The organism is Kineococcus halophytocola, from assembly GCF_041276425.1.
Taxonomy (GTDB): Bacteria; Actinomycetota; Actinomycetes; order Actinomycetales; family Kineococcaceae; genus Kineococcus; species Kineococcus halophytocola.
The window spans coordinates 39439-56320 of the sequence record NZ_JBGFTU010000010.1; the positions used below are offsets into that span (position 1 = coordinate 39439).

A 16882-nucleotide genomic window follows, 5' to 3' on the forward strand; every position below is an offset into this window, starting at 1 on the left:
GAGACGTGAGTTCGGACGTGAGCGGATCGATCTCGTCGTCGAGCAATCCCCGGCAGACGGGGAGACGGACACGTCTCCGTGACGGTCGTCGGCACACGTGGAGAACGCTCATCCCTCCTGCGGCCGCGGCCAGCGGGCGAAGACCTCGGCGGCCCCGTCGGCGAAGCCGGTCGGTGTGCCGGCCGCCGACAGGGTGCGGCCGATCTCGTGCATCTCACCGGTCCAGCGCCACCCCTTGGTCACGGCCGACTCCCGGGCGGCCGTGAGGCGGGACGCGAGCTCCGGCTGGGAGAGCGCCCACTCCGCGCGCAGCGCCTCCTCGACGCCGAGGGCGCGCGCCGTGTCGTCGACACCCACCAGCAGCGCTGCAGTGATCTTGGTCCACGCGGCGTAGGCCATCTTCAGCGCGGAGGCCGCGACATCGTCGCCGTCCAGCACGACGGGCTGCACGGGCGTGTCCGCGAACAGGCCGGCGACCTCGGTGGCCCGCCTCCCGGACAGGTACAGCCGCGTGCTCCCGGCCGTGACGGGGGGCGGGCCGACGACGGCGGCGTCGACGTGCTCCGCGCCCCGGTCCCGCACCGTCGAGGCCACGGCCCGCGCCGTGTCGGGGCTGACGGCGTTGGCGTCGACGTAGAGCCCGGTGAAGCCGTGCAGCCCGCGAGCCGTCTCCAGCGCGGCGTCCGGTGGGCACAGGGAGACCACCACGTCGTACGACGCCAACTCGGAGGCCGAGGTCACCGCGGTCAGCCCGGCCTCCAGCGCCCGGCGTCGGGTCCCCTCGGACCGTCCCTCGGGCACCCAGCCGACCTCGTGGCCGGCCAGCCGCAGGGCGCGCGCCACCGCGGCCCCCATCCGCCCCGGGTGGAGCACCGCGATGCGGCGCGCCGCGCGGTCGGACGGACTCTGAGCCGGGGTCGTCGTCACCACGCGGTCAGTCTGCGTCCCGGGCACGGGCTACGCCGCGCCGGCGCCGGTCAGCGCGAGGAACTCGGCGCGTGTGCGGGCGTCCGAGCGCATCCGGCCGAGCATCGCCGAGGTCCGGGTGGTCGCACCCGTCGCGCGAACCCCGCGCACCGACATGCACAGGTGCTCCGCGTCCAGGACCACGCCCACCCCTTGCGGTTGCAGTTCCTCGTCGATGACCCGGGCCACCTGGCCGGTGAGCCGCTCCTGCACCTGGGGACGCGCCGAGAGGTGCTCCACCACCCGGGCCAGCTTGGAAAGGCCGATGATGCGCGCCCCGGGCAGGTAGCCCACGTGGGCGACCCCCATGAAGGGCAGCAGGTGGTGCTCGCACACCGAGCGGAACGGGATGCCCCGGGCCAGGACCACCTCGTCGTACCCCTCGTCGTTGGGGAAGGTGGTCAGCGTCACCGGCTCGGCGCGGAACAGCTCCGCGTAGGCGTGGGCCATCCGCTCGGCCGTGCGCTCGAGCCCCGGAGCGCTGGTGTCCACGCCGAGCGCGCGCAGGAAGGCCTGCGCGGCCTCGGTCGCCGCCGGCACGTCCACCGCGCGCAGGGGGCTCGACAGCTCAGCCGGGCGCGCCACCGGCATCGTCGCGGTGTCGGCGGTCATCAGCGGGTGCTGACCCCGTCGCCGAGAACGGCCCGGGCCGCGTCGAGCGTGTTCGACAGCAGCAGCGCGATCGTCATGGGTCCCACGCCGCCCCGGACGGGTGTCAGCGCACCGGCGGATGCCGAGACCGCCTCGGCGTCGACGTCGCCCACCAGGGCGCCGTCCACCCGGTGCATGCCGACGTCCACCACCACGGCGCCGGGCTTGACGGCGTCCGCACCGATGAGGCGGGGGATGCCGGCGGCCACCACCAGGACGTCCGCGCGGCGGCAGACCGCGGCCAGTTCGCGGGTGCGCGAGTGGCACGGCGTGACCGTGGCGTCCCGCTGCAGCAGCAGCTGGGCCATCGGCCGGCCCTGGGCGAGCAGGCCTGCGTTGGTGGTGGTGAGCCCGTCGACGTCCTTGGCCGCCGGGATGCGTCCGAGCAGGGCCTCGGCGTCCAGGTGCCCGGGCACCGGCAGTCGCAGCAGGATCCCCGAGACGGCGGGGTCGGCGGCGAGCCGGTCGAGCAGGGCTGCGGCCGCCTCCTGGCTCACGTCGGCCGGCAGGTGCTGGTGCAGGTCGACCATGCCCGCCGCTGTGCACGCGCGGCGCTTGCTGCGGATGTACACCTGCGAGGCGGGGTCGTCGCCGATCAGCACGGTGGCCAGACCGGGTGGGGGCCCACCCTCCGCGGTCAGCGCCGTGACCCCCGCCGCGACCTCATCGCGCACCCGCAGCGCCTCTGCTGCTCCGTCGATGACTCGGGCTCTCACGTCCAGGCCCCTCAGAAGACGACGGTCGTGCCGTCGTGGCGGACCACGCGGTCCTCCAGGTGCCACCGGACGGCCCGCGAGAGCACCGCGCGCTCCACGTCCGCGCCCAGGCGCACCAGGTCGGCGGTGCTCTGGCGGTGGTCCACCCGCACCACGTCCTGCTCGATGATCGGGCCCTCGTCGAGGTCGGCGGTGACGTAGTGCGCGGTCGCGCCGACCAGCTTGACGCCTCGTTCCTTGGCCTTCTGGTACGGCGCCGCGCCGATGAAGGCGGGCAGGAACGAGTGGTGGATGTTGATGAGCGGGCAGCCCACGCCCTCCAGGAACTCCGGCGTGATGATCTGCATGTAGCGAGCCAGGACCACGAGGTCGACGTTGCCGCGCAGCAGTTCCAGCATGCGCTGCTCGGCCTCGGCGCGGTTGTCCTTGGCCGCGGGCACGTGGAAGAAGGGGACGCCGAACGGCCGCACCTCCTCAGCCAGCTGCGGGTGGTTGGAGATCACCATGGCGACGTCCATGGGCAGCTCACCCCGGCGGTTGCGCCACAGCAGGTCGAGCACGCAGTGGTCGGTCTTGGAGACCAGGATCGCGACGCGCTGGGGCTTGTCGGCCTCGACCAGGCGGAAGGACATCCCGAAGCGCCCGGCGACGTCGGCCTGGAACCGCTTCGCCAGCTGGTCGACGGCCGCGGAGAGCCCGGGCAGGTGGAACGTGGTCCGCTGGAAGAACGTCCCTCCCGTCTGCTCCGTCGAGTGCTGGGCCAGGTCGACGATGTTCGCGCCCACGTCCCGCAGGAACGTGCTGGTCGCCGAGACGACACCGGGCACGTCCCGGCACTTGACGAGGAGACGGCCGGTGTCGCCCGGGCCCGCACCCGTGCGGGCGTGGGGGAGCGTGTCGATCGTGGGGGTGCTCATGAGGGGGCTCCTGGTGGTTCGTCGGTCCTGCGCAGGCGCCGGCGCGGCGGGCAGGGGGTCGTGCCTCACGCGATGCGGTCCAGGTGGCGCCGCCGCCAGGCCTCGGTGGGGCCGAGGTCGTTGAAGGTGAAGACGTGGAATCCGTCGATGAGGCTGTCGCGCTGCTCCACGGACGGTGAGAGGGCCTTCACGAGCTTGTCGGGGTTGTAGCCGCCGGGGGTGAAGAAGCGCCAGAACATGTTCTGCTGCTTGCTGAGGAACTTCGCCGACTGGCCCAGGCCCAGGCCGGCCGAGACCCGGACCAGCTTGGTGCGGCTGACCGCCCCCGGGACACCCACGTGCACGGGCAGCGAGACGCCGCGGTCCGCGAGCCGTCGCGCCCACGCCGTGATGACCCGCGGGTCGAAGACGATCTGCGTGGTGATGGACGTCGCCAGGGCCGCCTTGTCGACCAGGGCCTGCAGGAGGACCTCGTCGGAGACGGCGGGGTGCCCCTCGGGGTGCCCGCCGATGCCGATGCCGGTGAACCCGTGGTCGAGCTCGTGCAGGGCGCGCAGCAGCGCCAGGGCGTCGGTGAACTGCGTCGGGGTGTCGGTGCGGTCACCGCCCACCACGAAGACGTCGGCGATGCCTGCCTCCCGGCAGGCGGCGACGACGTCGGCGAGGTGGACCCGGTCGCGGACCTGCTGCGCCGACAGGTGCGGCGCGACGCGGTACCCGTGCCCGGCGAGGGCGACGGCGAGGTCGACGGTGGCGTCCTGGCCCTTCGCGGGCGAGGCGGTGACGGTGAGGCGCACGTCGCTCGGGACGTGCGCCAGCACCTCCGACTCCGTCTTCTTGAAGGGGATGACCTCGTAGCCCAGGTCCTGGAAGACGCGCCGCCGCGCAGCGTGCTGCTGCTTCGTTGCCGGGGCGGATCGGTCGCTCATGAGCCAGCGCTCCTTCGTCGTGGCGGAAGGGCTGCTCACCGGCGGACCGGCTCCACCACGGGTCCGTGTCGGTGGGTGCGGGGCGTCGTCGCGCCGGCCAGCCCACTGGCATGTTCACCGTCACAGCCGGCGCCGGCAACCACTCTTTACCGGACACGAAGTTCGGAGCACCCGACGTGACTTGTCCGGGTCCGCCGAAGTTGCACCGCGCTTCTGCCTGCTTTACCCGCGCGACGTCGTGGAGCAGTATCGACGGAACCGGGACAGCACGTCAGCGCGTGCCCTCACCGCCGAGTCCGGTCCCTCCACCAACCACCGGTGGGCCGTCGGCGGTGAGCGTCCCAGCTCGACGGGAGGAAGACCGTGGCCGCGAGTCTCGATGACGCGATCGCCAACGCCGGAAGCGCTCACCAACTGCTCTGGGAGTCTCAGACACCGGCGGTGGTCATCGCCGGGCTGACGCCCGAGTTCACCAACTGGCGCGACGAGCAGCTCGCCTGGCGCCGCACTTCGGTGCTCTTCGACCAGTCGCACCACATGTTCAACCTCAACATCAAGGGCTCGGACGCACTGCGCCTGATCCGCGACACCGCGGTCAACAGCACGGAGAACTTCCCCGTCGACGCGGCCAAGCAGTACGTGGCCGTGAACGGGGAGGGAAAGCTCATCGGCGACAACATCCTCTTCCGCTACGAGGAGGACGAGTTCCACGCCGTCGGCATGGCGGCCACCGTCAACTGGCTGCAGTTCCACGCCGAGACAGGAGGTTACGACGTCGAGCTGACCCGCGACGAGCCGTCCAACGTGCGCGTCGGCCCCCCGCGCTCGTACCGCTACGAGGTCCAGGGGCCGGGAGCCATCGACGTCATCCGCGACGCCACCGGTGGGGACGTCCCCACGGTCAAGTTCTTCCACGGGGCCCGCTTCACCATCGGCGGGCAGCAGGTCCGGGCGCTGCGCCACGGCATGGCCGGTGAGCCCGGGTTCGAGTTCGTGGGCCCGTGGGAGGAGCGTGAGCCGGTGCACGCCGCGCTGCTGGAGGCCGGGGCCAAGCACGGCATGGTGCAGGTGGGCGGGCGCGCGTACCTGACCAACACCCTCGAGTCCGGGTGGCTGCCGCGGCCCCTGCCGGCCATCTTCACCGGGGAGAGCACCGCGGCGCACCGCGCCTGGCTCACCGCGGACTCCCACGACGCCAGGGCCTCCCTGGGAGGGAGCTTCCGCTCCGAGGACATCGAGGACTACTACTTCACGCCGTTCGACCTCGGTTACGGCCGCATCGTCAAGTTCGACCACGACTTCATCGGCCGCGCCGCCCTGGAGGCGCAGCTGGCGGACGGCACGGCCCAGGCCAACCAGAAGGTCACCCTGGTCTGGAACCGCGAGGACACAGCCGCCGCCTTCGGGTCGATGTTCGACGAGGAGCTCGGGGCCAAGTACTTCAACATGCCGCTCGCCAATTACGCGACGTACCAGTACGACCGCGTCCAGACCCCGGACGGGAACTACGCCGGTCGGTCCAACTACGTCGGCTACTCGGCCAACGAGCGGGCGGTCCTGTCGATCGCCGTCGTCGACGCCGCCGTGGCGACGCCGGGCACCGAGGTCGTCGTCCTCTGGGGGGAGTCCCCCGTGTCCTCCAAGGTGCAGGTGGAGAACCACCGCCAAGTGGCCATCCGCGCCACCGTCCAGCCGGCTCCGCTCGTGGCCAAGGCGCGCAGCGAGTACCGCTCGAACACCCCGGTCGGGGTCTGAGGCCCGCGGCACCGCCCGGTTACCCCGACCGGGCGGTGCCGCCGTCCACACGGTTCGTGCGCGTCCGGCGGAGAAGGTGTCGCGTTGCCGATCACCCCACCTCGCGGTCCGCCGGGTCTGCCCCCGGTTCTGCCGAACCCCGACCGGTGAAGACCGGCGGTCCGCACCGGGAGGTGCCCACGGTGCAGGGTGGGCCGGATCTTCTTCGGCTCGGTCGCGGACCATCCACGGAAATGCCTCGTTGACTTGTGACGAGGCGTCATCGACGGTGAGGTGACGAGGCACGGCGGGCGCGACGAGGCTCCCTCCGGCTTCAGACCAGGCGCGCCGGCGCGCCTGAGGGAGGTTCCCGTGAACGGCTCGAACTCAGCACCAACGATGCGCGTGGTGACCAAGACCGAGGTCGCCGACGGCGTCGTGGCACTCTCCCTGGCCGACCCCGAGGGGCGCCGACTGCCGGACTGGGCCCCCGGATCGCACGTCGACCTCGTCCTGCCCGACGGACTCACCCGCCAGTACTCGCTGTGCGGGGACCGGTGGGACGCGCACACCTACCGGATCGGCGTGCTCCGCGAGGCCGACGGTCGGGGCGCCTCGCAGTTCGTGCACGACCGGCTCCGCGTCGGCGACCTGGTCGGGGTGGGAGCACCGCGCAACTCCTTCCCCCTGGTTCCCTCGTCCTCGTACCTGTTCGTGGCCAGCGGCATCGGCATCACCCCGCTGCTGCCGATGATCCAGCAGGCGGACCTGCTCGGAGCGGACTGGCGGCTGTTGTACAGCGGACGCCGAAAAGCCTCGATGGCGTTCCTCGACGAGCTCTCCGCTTACGGCGAGCGGGTCCGGCTGCACCCGCGTGACGAGTGCGGGCCGCTCGTGCTCGAGAGGTTCCTCGGTGAGCCACGCGGGGGAGTCAAGGTCTACTGCTGCGGTCCTGTCCGCCTGCTGGATGCCATCGAGGCCGCATGCGCGGACTGGCCGCGCCACGCGCTGCACATCGAGCGCTTCGTCGCCGTGCAGGCCGGTCCCCCCGCGCTCGAGGGACCGTTCGAGGTGGAGCTGACCCGGACCGGGCGGACCGTCACGGTCACCCCGGACGTCTCGGTGCTGGACGCGGTGCGGGGTGCTGGGGCCGACGTCCTGTCCTCGTGCGGCCAGGGCCTGTGCGGGACGTGCGAGACCGAGGTGGTCGAGGGCGTTCCCGACCACCGCGACTCCCTCCTCGACGACGTCGGGCGAGCCGCGAACGACTGCATGTACGTCTGCGTGTCCCGCTCCTGCACCCCCCGCCTCGTCCTCGACCTCTGACCCGTTTCCCGGAGGAACCCCGTGAGCTCAGCCCTGACGGACCTCGCCGTCCTGCCCACGTCCGATGCCGACCCGTTCTCGCTGGAGAACCTCACCGACCCGCTGCCTCTGCACGCCGCCCTGCGCGACGCGGGCCCCGTCGTCCACCTCAGCCGCTACGACGCGTACGCGATGGCGCGGTACGACGAGGTGCACGACTCGCTCCGGAACTGGCAGGACTTCGAGTCCTCCTCCGGCGTGGGGCTCCCCAACTTCCGCCACGAGAAACCCTGGTGGACGCCGAGCGTGCTCCTCGAGGCCGATCCGCCGCGGCACGACGCGCCGTACCGGGTGCTGAAGGACATCCTCTCCCCGCGGGCCCTGCGGCGGCTGCGAGAGCGGTGGGCCGCCGACGCGGACGGCATCGTCAACGCCCTGGTGGCAGGCGCCGGCAGCGGGACGGTGGACCTCGACGCGGTCCCGGACCTCGCCGAGGCCTTCCCCCTGCGGGTCTTCCCCGACGAGGTCGGCATCCCGAGCGAGGGCCGTGAGAACCTGCTGCCCTACGGCGACCACCAGTTCAACGCGCTCGGACCGCCCGGTGAGCTGAAGGACCGGCACGCCGCGCGGGCCCAGGAGCTGCTCGCGTGGGTCATGGCGCAGACGTCCCGCGACGTGCTCAGCGCCGACGGCTTCGGCGCGCAGGTCTGGGCCGCGGCGGACCGTGGGGAGATCCTGCCCGAGCACGCGCCGATGCTCGTCCGCGCGCTGCTGTCCGCAGGGTTGGACACCACCATCAGCGGCATCGCCGCCGTCCTCAACGCCTTCGCCCTGCACCCCGACCAGTGGCAGCGACTGCGTGCCGAACCCGAGCTGATCCGGGTCGCCTTCGACGAGGCGGTGCGCTGGGAGTCCCCGGTGCAGACCTTCTTCCGGGTCGCCACCCGCGACGTGAGCGCAGGCGCAGCGGTCGTCCCCGAGGGCCACAAGATCCTCATGTTCCTGGGCTCGGCCAACCGCGACCCGCGGCGCTGGTCCACACCCGAGCACCCCGACCCCGACGCGTTCGACCTCACCCGGGACCCGTCCGGCCACGTCGGCTTCGGCATGGGCGTGCACCACTGCGTCGGCCAGCACGTCGCCCGCCTCGAGGCGCAGTCGCTGCTGACCGCTCTCCTCCCACGGGTCGAACGCATCGAGCTCACCGGGGAACCTCGCCGGCACCTCAACAACACCCTGCGCATGTGGGAATCCCTCCCCCTCCGCCTCCACCTCGCCTGACCCGCAGCCACCCTTCCGTCGACGACGACTCCCGAGAGGTCACCCATGGCCACGATGCGCGCTGCCCGCATGCACGCCCTCCACCAGCCCTTCACCGTCGACGAGGTGGAGGTCCCCGAACCCCGCCCGACCGACGTGCTCGTGCAGGTCAAGGCCTGCGGCATCGTCCCCAACCTCGGGAACGTGCTGAACTTCCTGCCCGAGTGGTGGCCGCACCTCACCTTCCCACCGCTCCCGGCGATCTTCGGCCTCGACGTCGCCGGAGTCGTCGTGGCCACCGGTGCCCAGGTCCACGGCATCGAGGCGGGCCAACGCGTCTACGTCAACCCGGGACGGCACTGCGGCGGCTGCCACGCCTGTCGCACCGGTGACCCGCAGCAGTGCCCCGCCTACACCTTCAGCGGGTACTTCGGGTTCGGTCCCGGCTCCGCCGAACTCTTCGCCGACTACCCCTACGGCGGTCTGGCGGAGTACATGACGGCTCCGCTGTACAGCCTGGTGACGATTCCCGACAACCTCTCCTTCGAGGGTGCCGCCAGGTTGGGGTACCTCGGCACGGCGTACCGGGCCCTGCGCGAGGCCCGTGTCGACAGCAACAGCGTGGTCGTCGTGAACGGAGCCAGCGGGACGCTCGGCGTCGGTGCGGTGCTCATGGCCTTGGCCATGGGAGCGCGCAAGGTCCTCGGCATCGCCCGCAACCGAGGGCTGCTGGCCCAGGTCGAGGCACTGGACCCGCACCGCGTCGGGGTCTTCTCCACGGTGGACGCCGCCGAGGGCGACGTGGCCGCGTGGATCCGGGAGAGCTCCGGCGGGCGGGGCGCCGACATCGTCATCGACGCCCTCCAGTCGGGCGCCGAGCCGCAGCCGCTGCTGGAGGCACTGGCCGGTCTGGCGCGCGGTGGCCGCCACGTCCCCGTCGGTGGGGTGCTGGGCGCGTTGCCGATCAACCTCAACGTGCTCATGTCCAACGACCAGCGCGTCGTGGCGTCGCTGTGGTTCGACACCGCCGACGGCCAGGCCATGGCGAGCATGGTCGAGAGCGGTGTGCTCGACCTCAGCGTCCTGGAGCACGAGGTGTTCGAGCTCGAACAGGTCAACGAGGCGCTCGCCGTCATCGCCAACCGCAACGGTGGTTTCAGCAACTACGTCCTGAAGCCCTGAGGCTCGTCCTCCACCCACCACCGCTGTCGGCGAGGCCCGCGGTGCACGGCACCGACCCCTGGAGAGAACATTGATCACCACCTCGGACACCGGGACCACCTCGACGAGCCGGTCCCCGCTGAAGGTGGCGTTAGCCAGCTTCGTCGGCACCACCGTGGAGTACTACGACTTCTTCATCTACGGCACCGCCGCAGCACTGGTCTTCCCGACCCTCTTCTTCCCGGGGGACAGCCAGCTGATCGGCACGCTGCTCGCCTTCGCGACGTTCGGCGTCGGGTTCCTGGCTCGCCCCGTGGGCGGCGCCGTCTTCGGCCACTTCGGCGACCGCGTCGGCCGCAAGAAGATGCTCGTCATCTCGCTGACGGTGATGGGTGCCGCGACCACCCTCATCGGCCTCATGCCCAGCTATGCCACCATCGGCGTCGCCGCGCCCGTCCTGCTGACCCTGCTGCGTCTGGTCCAGGGTTTCGCCGTCGGTGGCGAGTGGGGCGGCGCGACGCTGATGGCCGTGGAGCACGCCCCCCCGGGGCGTCGCGGCTTCTTCGGAGCCTTCCCGCAGATGGGTGCACCCGCCGGTGTGGCTCTGGCGACGATCGCGTTCTACCTGGCCAGCCAGCTCGCTCCTGAGGCCTTCGCGAGCTGGGGGTGGCGGGTTCCCTTCCTCTTCAGCGCAGGACTCGTCCTCATCGGGCTGCTGATCCGGCTCTCCCTCGACGAGAGCCCGGAGTTCGCGCGGATCCGGGAGTCGGGGACGCCGGTCAAGGCGCCGCTGCGGGAGGCTTTCCGCCGCCATCCCCGGGTGATCTTCCTCGTCGCCGGCACCTACCTCAGCCAGGGGGTGATGGCGTACATCACCATCGCCTACCTCGTCTCCTACGCCACCGGGGTCCTGGAGCTGCCGCGCACGCGCGTCCTCCTGGGGGTCTTCGTCGCAGCGGCGATCTCCACGGTCCTCACCCCGCTGTTCGGCGCCCTGGGGGACAGGATCGGGAGGAAGACGGTTTACCTCGTCGGTGCGGGGCTGCTGCTGCTGAGCATCGTCCCCGCCTTCGCCTTGATCAACACCGGCGACCCGGTGGCCTTCGCCGCGGCGATCGTCCTCATCTTCGGCTGCGGCATGGCGGCCGTGGGGGGAGTGACGGGCTCGCTGTTCTCCATGGTGTTCACCCCGGAGGTCCGCTACTCGGGTGCGTCCGCCGGGTACACCATCTCCCAGGTCCTCGGCGCAGCCTTCGCGCCACTGATCGCCACGGCGCTGTACGCCTCCACGGGCACCACCACGCCCGTGGTCGTGTACCTGCTCGTCGTGTGCACCATCTCGGTGGTCGCGGTGCTGCTCCTGCCGGGGAGGATCGGACGGCGCGAGCCCGCCGGAGTGAGCGTCTGAGGGACGACACCAGCCGCATCGAGGCCACCTGGACCTCGGGCCTCGGAGGGCGGCACCCGGGAAACTCCCACGTCGGCCCTGCGCGGGACGTGTCGACGGGTCGCGGAGGACGGGACCCATCCGTGGACCGGACCTGGTGAGGACGCGGCAGGCGTCCTCGCCGTAGGTCACGTCCCGGACGGGGTGCACCGGTCCTCGACGCGCTCACGGGTTCTGGTGGTGCCGGCGTCGGTGACCGGTCGATGCTGCGGGGCGGGCACAGTTCCCCTCCGCAGCCCGGGTCGGTGGGGGAGCCCCTGCGATCCTCGAGGGCCGTGCGCGTCGTCACCGTCGCCCTCACCGGTCCAGCTCTCGGCGGTGCACCACGCCGGCCGGACGCAAACCCCGGGTGGCACCTGATCGCGCAGCAGAGGCCTCCACTTCAACAGACCCACCGGGCGGACAGTGCGGCGTCGAGGCTCCAGTCGGTGGACACGTCGGCCGATGGATCCTCGAGGACGACGGCGACCTCGAGGAGACCCGTTCAGATGCACACCTCCCACCCGCGATTCGTCGCCGGGTCTCTCGTGGCGGTCACCGGTGTGCTCGTGTGGTTGCTCGCTGCGACTGTCGGCGGTCCGTGGCCGGCGGTTGTGATCCTCGCCGGTCTCGTCGTGACCCGGACGACCAGTCGTGCCGTCCGTGACCGCGGCGACGGTGTGTCACTGCTCGGAGACGGCGATCTTCGTGGCGTCGTCACGGACGAGGCGACCGACCCGGGTTTGCGGGAAGCCGCGCGGAACCTCTCCGCGACGTTGTCGGCCGTGCCCTCGTCCGTCGCCCTCCTGACCTTCGCCAGCCGTGAGCTGAAGATCCTGGCGGGGACGATCTCGGGCAGTGCCGCCAGCGCCGCTCACGACGTGCCGCAGGTGAACGTCTCCGCCGAGGAGATGGCTCAGCAGATGGTGAGCCCGGCGGCTGCCGGGAAGCAGGTGGGAGCGGCGATCGACGAGATCTCCGCCTCGGTGTCGCGGGCCTCCGTCGCAGCGAACGAGGGCGTCGGCGCAGTGCACGCCGCCACCGGCACCATGGAGGCCCCGGGGCGCAGCTCCGCGACCACCGGCGGCGTCGTCGAGACCATCACCGCCATCGCTGCCCAGACCAACCTCCTGGCGCTCAACGCCACCATCGAGGCCGCCCGCGCCGGCGATGCGGGCAAGGGGTTCGCCGTCGTCGCCGGTGAGGTCGAGGACCTCGCGGGGGAGACCGACCACTCGGGCGACCGAGGAGATCACCGCACTGGTGTCGACGCTCCAGGCCGACTCGCTGGCAGCGACCGTCGCCCTCGAAGCCGTCGGCGCGATCATCGACGTCATCTCCGAGCACCAGGAAACCATCGCGGCCGCCGTGGAAGAGCAGACGGCGACCACCAGCGCCCTGGCCGACACCACGCAGGGGGCTGCCCTGCGAGTGCAGGACATCTCCCAGAGCATCCTGCGTGTCGACGGCCCAGGAGGCCCAGGACTACGCGCGCCGTCTCCAGGACGGGATCCGGGGCGTGAAGCCTGGGTGGGTGGGCATCTTCGACCTCCGCGAGCAGGTCCCGGTGACCCCTGAAGTCCACCACGAACTGCTCAAGACCTGGGGTCCCCTCATGCAGAGCCAGATGGCGCGCTCTGCTTTCGTCATGCCTTTCGCCGTGGCCGCCCTGCAAGCCCAGCGAGGCGTCGACGAGGCGGGTCTGCCCGTCACGTTCGTGACCTCCCTCGAGGAGGCGCAGCACGTCGTGTCGGGGGTGTGAGCACCTGCCCGCGGCGTCCGGCCCACCTCGTCCACTGCTGGTGGTCGGCGACGCAGCGCCTCCTCAGCCGGCGCGGCCCCGGTCCAGGGCGAAGCGCATCCCCTCGGTGAGGACGGACTGGTCCACCGCCACGGTCACCATGGTGAAGCCCTGCGCGAGGCGCTTCCCGGCGAGCGCCGCGCTGGCGTGGACGCCCGCGGGGACCCCGTGCCGCCGCGCGCTGGCCACCACGGCGGCCAGCGCGTCGTCGAAGCGGGCGTCGTCCTGGTCGAGCAGGGCCGGCAGCCCCAGGCTCAACGACAGGTCGGCGGGGCCCACGTAGACGCCGTCGACGCCCGGGACGGCCAGCACCTCGTCGACCCGCGCCAGTCCCGCGGCGGTCTCGATCATGGGGATGCAGCACACGGCCGCGTCGGCCCGCTGGGCGTAGTCGCCGCCGTGCAGCGCGCGGGCCCGGGCGGGGCCGAAGCTGCGCAGCCCGCCCGGCGGGTAGCGGCACGCCGCCACCGCGGCCGCGGCCTGCTCGGCCGACTCGACGAGGGGCACGACGACGCCGAAGGCGCCGGCGTCCAGCGCGCGGCCGATGAGCCCGGCGTCGTTCTGGCGCACGCGCACCAGCGGCGTGGTGCGGGGCGCGAGCGCTGCCACGAGCTCCTGGGTGGACGCGTCGGTGGCGGCTCCGTGCTGGGCGTCGACACCGACGTAGTCGAAGCCCAGTCCCGCGACGGTCTGGGCCACCAGGGTGTCCGCGGTGAGCAGCCACGCGCCCAGCGCGGGACGCCCAGCGGTCCAGGCCGAGCGCAGGGGGTGGTCCATGACGCCGCTCACGCGGCCGCCTGGCCGATGTCCACGCTGACCTGGCCGCAGCCCTCGAAGCGCGCGGTCAGGCAGTCGCCCGCGGAGATCCACGGCGCCCGGACGAACGAGCCGGAGAGGATCACGTGGCCCGGCTCCAGGGGCACCCCGAACTCGTGCAGGGTGGCGGCGAGCCAGGCGACCGCGTTGACGGGGCTGCCCATCGACGCCGCCGAGGTGCCGCGCTCCACCACCTCGCCGTTGATCTCGAGCGAGCCGACCACGGCGTTGACGTCGATGTCGGTGAGGCGGCGCGGCCGGCTGCCCAGCACCACGCGGCCGCACGTGGCGGCGTCCGCGATGCTGTCGACGACTGTCCCCCGCACGCGGAAGCGGCTGTCGACCACCTCCATCGCCGGCAGTACGAACTCCGTGGCGCGGACGACGTCGGCGGCGGTCGGTCGCGGCACGTCGAGCGGCCGCCCGAGGACGAACGCCAGCTCGATCTCCACGCGGGCCTCGTTGAGTTCCTCGACGGGGATGGTGCTCGACTCCGGCACCACCCAGTCGTCGAAGAGGGAGCCGAAGTCGGGCTCGTCGGCTCCCACGAGTTCGCGCATGGCCGGCGAGGTGAGCCCGATCTTGTGGCCCACCACGCGACGCCCGGCCGCGACCTTCAACTCGGTCACGAGCATGGACACGCGGTAGGCGTCCTCGACGTCCATGCCGGGATGGGTGTTCGTCAGCGGCTCGATCCAGGCGCGGTCTCGCTCGGCGTCGTACAGCGCTCGGGCCGCTGCGGCCCGCTCCTGTTCCGTCAGCACGGGGTCTCCTCCGGGGGCGGTGCGTAGGCGATGAACTCGCACCGGATGCCCAGGGGGTGCGCGACCTCGTGGGCGATCCGCGCGGGGCGGGTGGCGGCGTCGGGGAAGGTGGCCGTCCAGACCTCGTTGACGGCGGTCCGCTGAGCGAGGTCGGGCAGGTAGAAGGTCATCCGCACCACGTGCTCCCAGCCGGCCCCGCCGGCGTGGAGCACCGCCGCCACGTGGTGGAAGAGGTTGGCCACCTGCGCCGACGGCTCGGGAGGCACGTCGGTGGTGCCCGGGTCGTAGCCGATCACCATGCTGGACACGAGCAACGGTCCCAGGCGGCTCGCGGCCGGCAGCGGGTTCTTGTGGCCGAAGCCGTCGACGTCGACGGCCCGTCGGCCCTCGGGCGGTCCCACGGTCACGGCGCGGCCGTCGGCCCGCAGGCCCGCGCGGCTGCCCACGCCTCGAACTCCGGTCGGCGTGCCGCCGAGAGGGGGAAGACCCCCGCGGTGCTCTCCCCGGCGCGCAGCCGCTCGGCGGCCCAGGTCTCCTCCAGCTCCTGCTGGACGGCGTCCTGCGCCACCTCGGCTGCGAGGGAGAAGGGTACGACGGTGCACCCGCCGCCGTCGCCGACGACGACGTCCCCGGGCACCACGAGGACTCCGCCGCAGGCGACGGGCTGGCCGACCTCGTGGGGGAGGTGGCGGCGCCGGAAGGTGGCCGCGTGCGCGGCCTGGTGGTACACCGGCAGCCCGAGCTCGCGGATCGCCGGTGCGTCCCGCAGGGCTCCGTCGGTGACCACGCCGGCGGCGCCGCGCTGCAGGAGGCGCAGCACGAAGAGGTCCCCGATGGTGCCGGCGTCCGGGACACCGCGGGCGTCGATGACGAGGACGTCACCGGGACCCGCGGCCTCCACGGCCCGTCGCTGCGCGTTGGTGCCGCTCATGAACGAGCTCTCCTGGTCCTCGCGGTAGGGCACGAAGCGCAGGGTGAGGGCTCGGCCGACCATGCGCTGCGTGGGGACCAGGGGGTGCAGGCCGGTCAGGAAGGTGCTGGTGATGCCGCGCTTCTGCAGCTGGTGCACCAGCGTCTCCACGCTCACGGAGCCGAGGGCGGTCCGCAGCTCGTCGCTCAGCCCCCCGGACCCGGTGCCCTCGGGGCGCGCGGAGGTGTCGGTCAGGTCCACGGAGTGTGCCTCCCGGTGGAGTGGTCCCAGCGCTCGTGGTGCTGGCGGATGAGGTCGACGCCGTAGTCCCCGCCCAGCGGGGTGCGGACCATCGTGTGGATGTGGTTCGGCGTCGGGTCGGGGTTGTCGAAGACGGTGCCGGCGTGGTGGTCGAACTCGATGAGCACGCTCGGCCCGAGGATGCGGTAGTAGAACGGGCCGCGATCGGCGACCTCCCCCATCCAGGAGAAGCTCGTCTCGTCGAGCAGCTCCGAGGCCAGAGCCCGTCGCACGGCCGCCGTGGTGTCGGGGCTCCACTCCAGGTACGTGCTGATGGCCGAGAGCAGCAGCGAGCGCTGCGTCGGGGTGAGGTCCGCACCGCGCACCCCCTCGTGGGGGATGACGACGTTGTCGCGGAACGGCCCGGACAGCACCCGCCCGTTGACGGGGTGCAGCAGCTCGGGAGGGAGGTCGGCGGTGCGGATCGACGGGCGCGTGGTGGCCGTCGGGCGCTGGTGGGCGTCCAGGGAGCGCATGAACCGCAGACCGGCGTCGTGCTCCGGGCGCAGCACGCGCGTCCCGGCCAGCGGACCCGAGGTGATGGCGCAGGGCTCGGAGCCCATGAAGGCGGGGGTGGTCACCACGTGCTGGTTGACCACCACCACGTTGAGCACGAGGTGGTGGCCGTCCAGCTGCCAGCCCCACGGCCGGTCGAGGCCGGGGGTCCCGAAGACGGAGACGAAGTAGGGCCACTCGCCGAACTCTTCCGCCCGCCCGCTCAGCTCCACGAGGTGGCCGTTGATGCGCATGATGTCGCGCGCCTGCTGGTAGCCGCGCTCGGACAGCGAGGCGCGCATGAGGCCGGTGACCAGGTGGCGCTGCTGGTCGGTCAGCTCCTCCAGCAGCAGGCCGTGGCGGAGGATGTTCGGGTGGGTGTTCAGCCACGTCTGCCACTGCTCGGAATCGACCGGGTGGGTCACCCGGTCCCGCTGGTCGGCGGTCAAGCCGTCCAGGAGCGCGGCGCCGGCGTCGGTGACCGCCGCCGCGGTGCGCGGGTCGGGACTGCCCGGCGGTGGGGCCGGCCGGGTCCTCCCCTCCACCGCGGCCGGTGGACCGGCGTCCGCGATCTGGACGCCGGTGAAGGGCCGGACCGGCTGGATGATCGACGCGTACATCGGCCCGGAGTCGACGCGCTGGCGGGACGAGCGTGCGACGAAGGGGCGCAACCCGAAGACGTCCTCGTCCTCGTCGTCGCGCCTGCCGCCCGCGGTGGTGGGAGAGCTCAC

Annotated in this window: 17 protein-coding genes; 7 read left to right on the plus strand and 10 right to left on the minus strand. The window is 72.4% G+C overall.

What is annotated here, in order from left to right:
• Window positions 1–108 precede the first annotated feature (108 nt).
• The 5 genes from AB2L27_RS10220 to AB2L27_RS10240 all read right to left on the minus strand — a co-directional run bounded on the left by AB2L27_RS10220 (window position 109) and on the right by AB2L27_RS10240 (window position 4218).
• Window positions 109–930 (minus strand): NAD(P)-dependent oxidoreductase, encoded by an 822-nt coding sequence (locus tag AB2L27_RS10220; RefSeq protein ID WP_370441364.1) that lies wholly within the window; start codon window positions 928–930, stop codon window positions 109–111.
• A 27-nt stretch (window positions 931–957) separates the two neighbouring features.
• Window positions 958–1578, minus strand: a complete 621-nt coding sequence (folE, locus tag AB2L27_RS10225; RefSeq protein WP_370441365.1) for a GTP cyclohydrolase I FolE — start codon at window positions 1576–1578, stop codon at window positions 958–960.
• On the minus strand, window positions 1578–2333 hold the full coding sequence (locus AB2L27_RS10230; protein ID WP_370441366.1) for a bifunctional 5,10-methylenetetrahydrofolate dehydrogenase/5,10-methenyltetrahydrofolate cyclohydrolase: 756 nt from the start codon (window positions 2331–2333) through the stop codon (window positions 1578–1580). The genes folE and AB2L27_RS10230 overlap by 1 nt, the downstream gene beginning before the upstream one ends.
• An 11-nt stretch (window positions 2334–2344) precedes the next feature.
• Window positions 2345–3250 carry a formyltetrahydrofolate deformylase gene (gene purU / locus AB2L27_RS10235; protein WP_370441367.1) on the minus strand — a complete coding sequence of 302 codons (906 nt, stop codon included), beginning with the start codon at window positions 3248–3250 and terminating at the stop codon, window positions 2345–2347.
• 65 nt (window positions 3251–3315) lie between these two features.
• A complete protein-coding gene (locus AB2L27_RS10240; RefSeq protein ID WP_370441368.1) occupies window positions 3316–4218 on the minus strand; it encodes a methylenetetrahydrofolate reductase in 903 nt (300 codons plus the stop codon).
• A 402-nt stretch (window positions 4219–4620) separates the two neighbouring features.
• Here AB2L27_RS10240 and AB2L27_RS10245 point away from each other — a divergent pair, with 402 nt between their 5' ends.
• The 7 genes from AB2L27_RS10245 to AB2L27_RS10275 all read left to right on the plus strand — a co-directional run bounded on the left by AB2L27_RS10245 (window position 4621) and on the right by AB2L27_RS10275 (window position 12827).
• Window positions 4621–5934, plus strand: a complete 1314-nt coding sequence (locus AB2L27_RS10245) for an aminomethyl transferase family protein (RefSeq protein WP_370441369.1) — start codon at window positions 4621–4623, stop codon at window positions 5932–5934.
• Window positions 5935–6312: 378 nt separating this feature from the next.
• Window positions 6313–7239: a PDR/VanB family oxidoreductase gene (locus tag AB2L27_RS10250; RefSeq protein WP_370441370.1), complete on the plus strand. Its 927-nt coding sequence runs from the start codon at window positions 6313–6315 to the stop codon at window positions 7237–7239.
• 21 nt (window positions 7240–7260) lie between these two features.
• The gene (locus AB2L27_RS10255) at window positions 7261–8499 is read left to right on the plus strand and encodes a cytochrome P450 (protein ID WP_370441371.1); all 1239 of its coding nucleotides are present in this window, start codon (window positions 7261–7263) and stop codon (window positions 8497–8499) included.
• Window positions 8500–8544: 45 nt separating this feature from the next.
• Complete coding sequence (locus tag AB2L27_RS10260) at window positions 8545–9660, plus strand: alcohol dehydrogenase catalytic domain-containing protein (RefSeq protein WP_370441372.1); 1116 nt, start codon at window positions 8545–8547, stop codon at window positions 9658–9660.
• 70 nt (window positions 9661–9730) lie between these two features.
• Window positions 9731–11047, plus strand: a complete 1317-nt coding sequence (locus AB2L27_RS10265) for an MFS transporter (RefSeq protein ID WP_370441373.1) — start codon at window positions 9731–9733, stop codon at window positions 11045–11047.
• A gap of 467 nt (window positions 11048–11514) precedes the next feature.
• Window positions 11515–12588 carry a methyl-accepting chemotaxis protein gene (locus tag AB2L27_RS10270; RefSeq protein WP_370441374.1) on the plus strand — a complete coding sequence of 358 codons (1074 nt, stop codon included), beginning with the start codon at window positions 11515–11517 and terminating at the stop codon, window positions 12586–12588.
• Entirely contained in the window at window positions 12585–12827 is a 243-nt protein-coding gene (locus tag AB2L27_RS10275) for a hypothetical protein (RefSeq protein WP_370441375.1), read from the plus strand. The genes AB2L27_RS10270 and AB2L27_RS10275 overlap by 4 nt, the downstream gene beginning before the upstream one ends.
• 63 nt (window positions 12828–12890) lie before the next feature.
• On the opposite strand, the gene AB2L27_RS10280 is transcribed toward AB2L27_RS10275, so the two are convergent.
• From AB2L27_RS10280 to AB2L27_RS10300, 5 genes are read right to left on the minus strand one after another with little or no spacing between them, the layout of a single operon-like run.
• Window positions 12891–13655 (minus strand): HpcH/HpaI aldolase family protein, encoded by a 765-nt coding sequence (locus tag AB2L27_RS10280; protein ID WP_370441376.1) that lies wholly within the window; start codon window positions 13653–13655, stop codon window positions 12891–12893.
• Window positions 13652–14446, minus strand: coding sequence for a 2-keto-4-pentenoate hydratase (locus tag AB2L27_RS10285; protein ID WP_370441377.1), 795 nt, complete (start codon window positions 14444–14446; stop codon window positions 13652–13654). Before AB2L27_RS10285 ends, AB2L27_RS10280 begins: the two co-directional genes overlap by 4 nt.
• A complete protein-coding gene (locus AB2L27_RS10290) occupies window positions 14440–14853 on the minus strand; it encodes a RidA family protein (RefSeq protein ID WP_370441378.1) in 414 nt (137 codons plus the stop codon). The genes AB2L27_RS10285 and AB2L27_RS10290 overlap by 7 nt, the downstream gene beginning before the upstream one ends.
• A complete protein-coding gene (locus AB2L27_RS10295; protein ID WP_370441379.1) occupies window positions 14850–15617 on the minus strand; it encodes an RraA family protein in 768 nt (255 codons plus the stop codon). The genes AB2L27_RS10290 and AB2L27_RS10295 overlap by 4 nt, the downstream gene beginning before the upstream one ends.
• Window positions 15608–16882: a DUF3500 domain-containing protein gene (locus AB2L27_RS10300; protein WP_370441380.1), complete on the minus strand. Its 1275-nt coding sequence runs from the start codon at window positions 16880–16882 to the stop codon at window positions 15608–15610. Before AB2L27_RS10300 ends, AB2L27_RS10295 begins: the two co-directional genes overlap by 10 nt.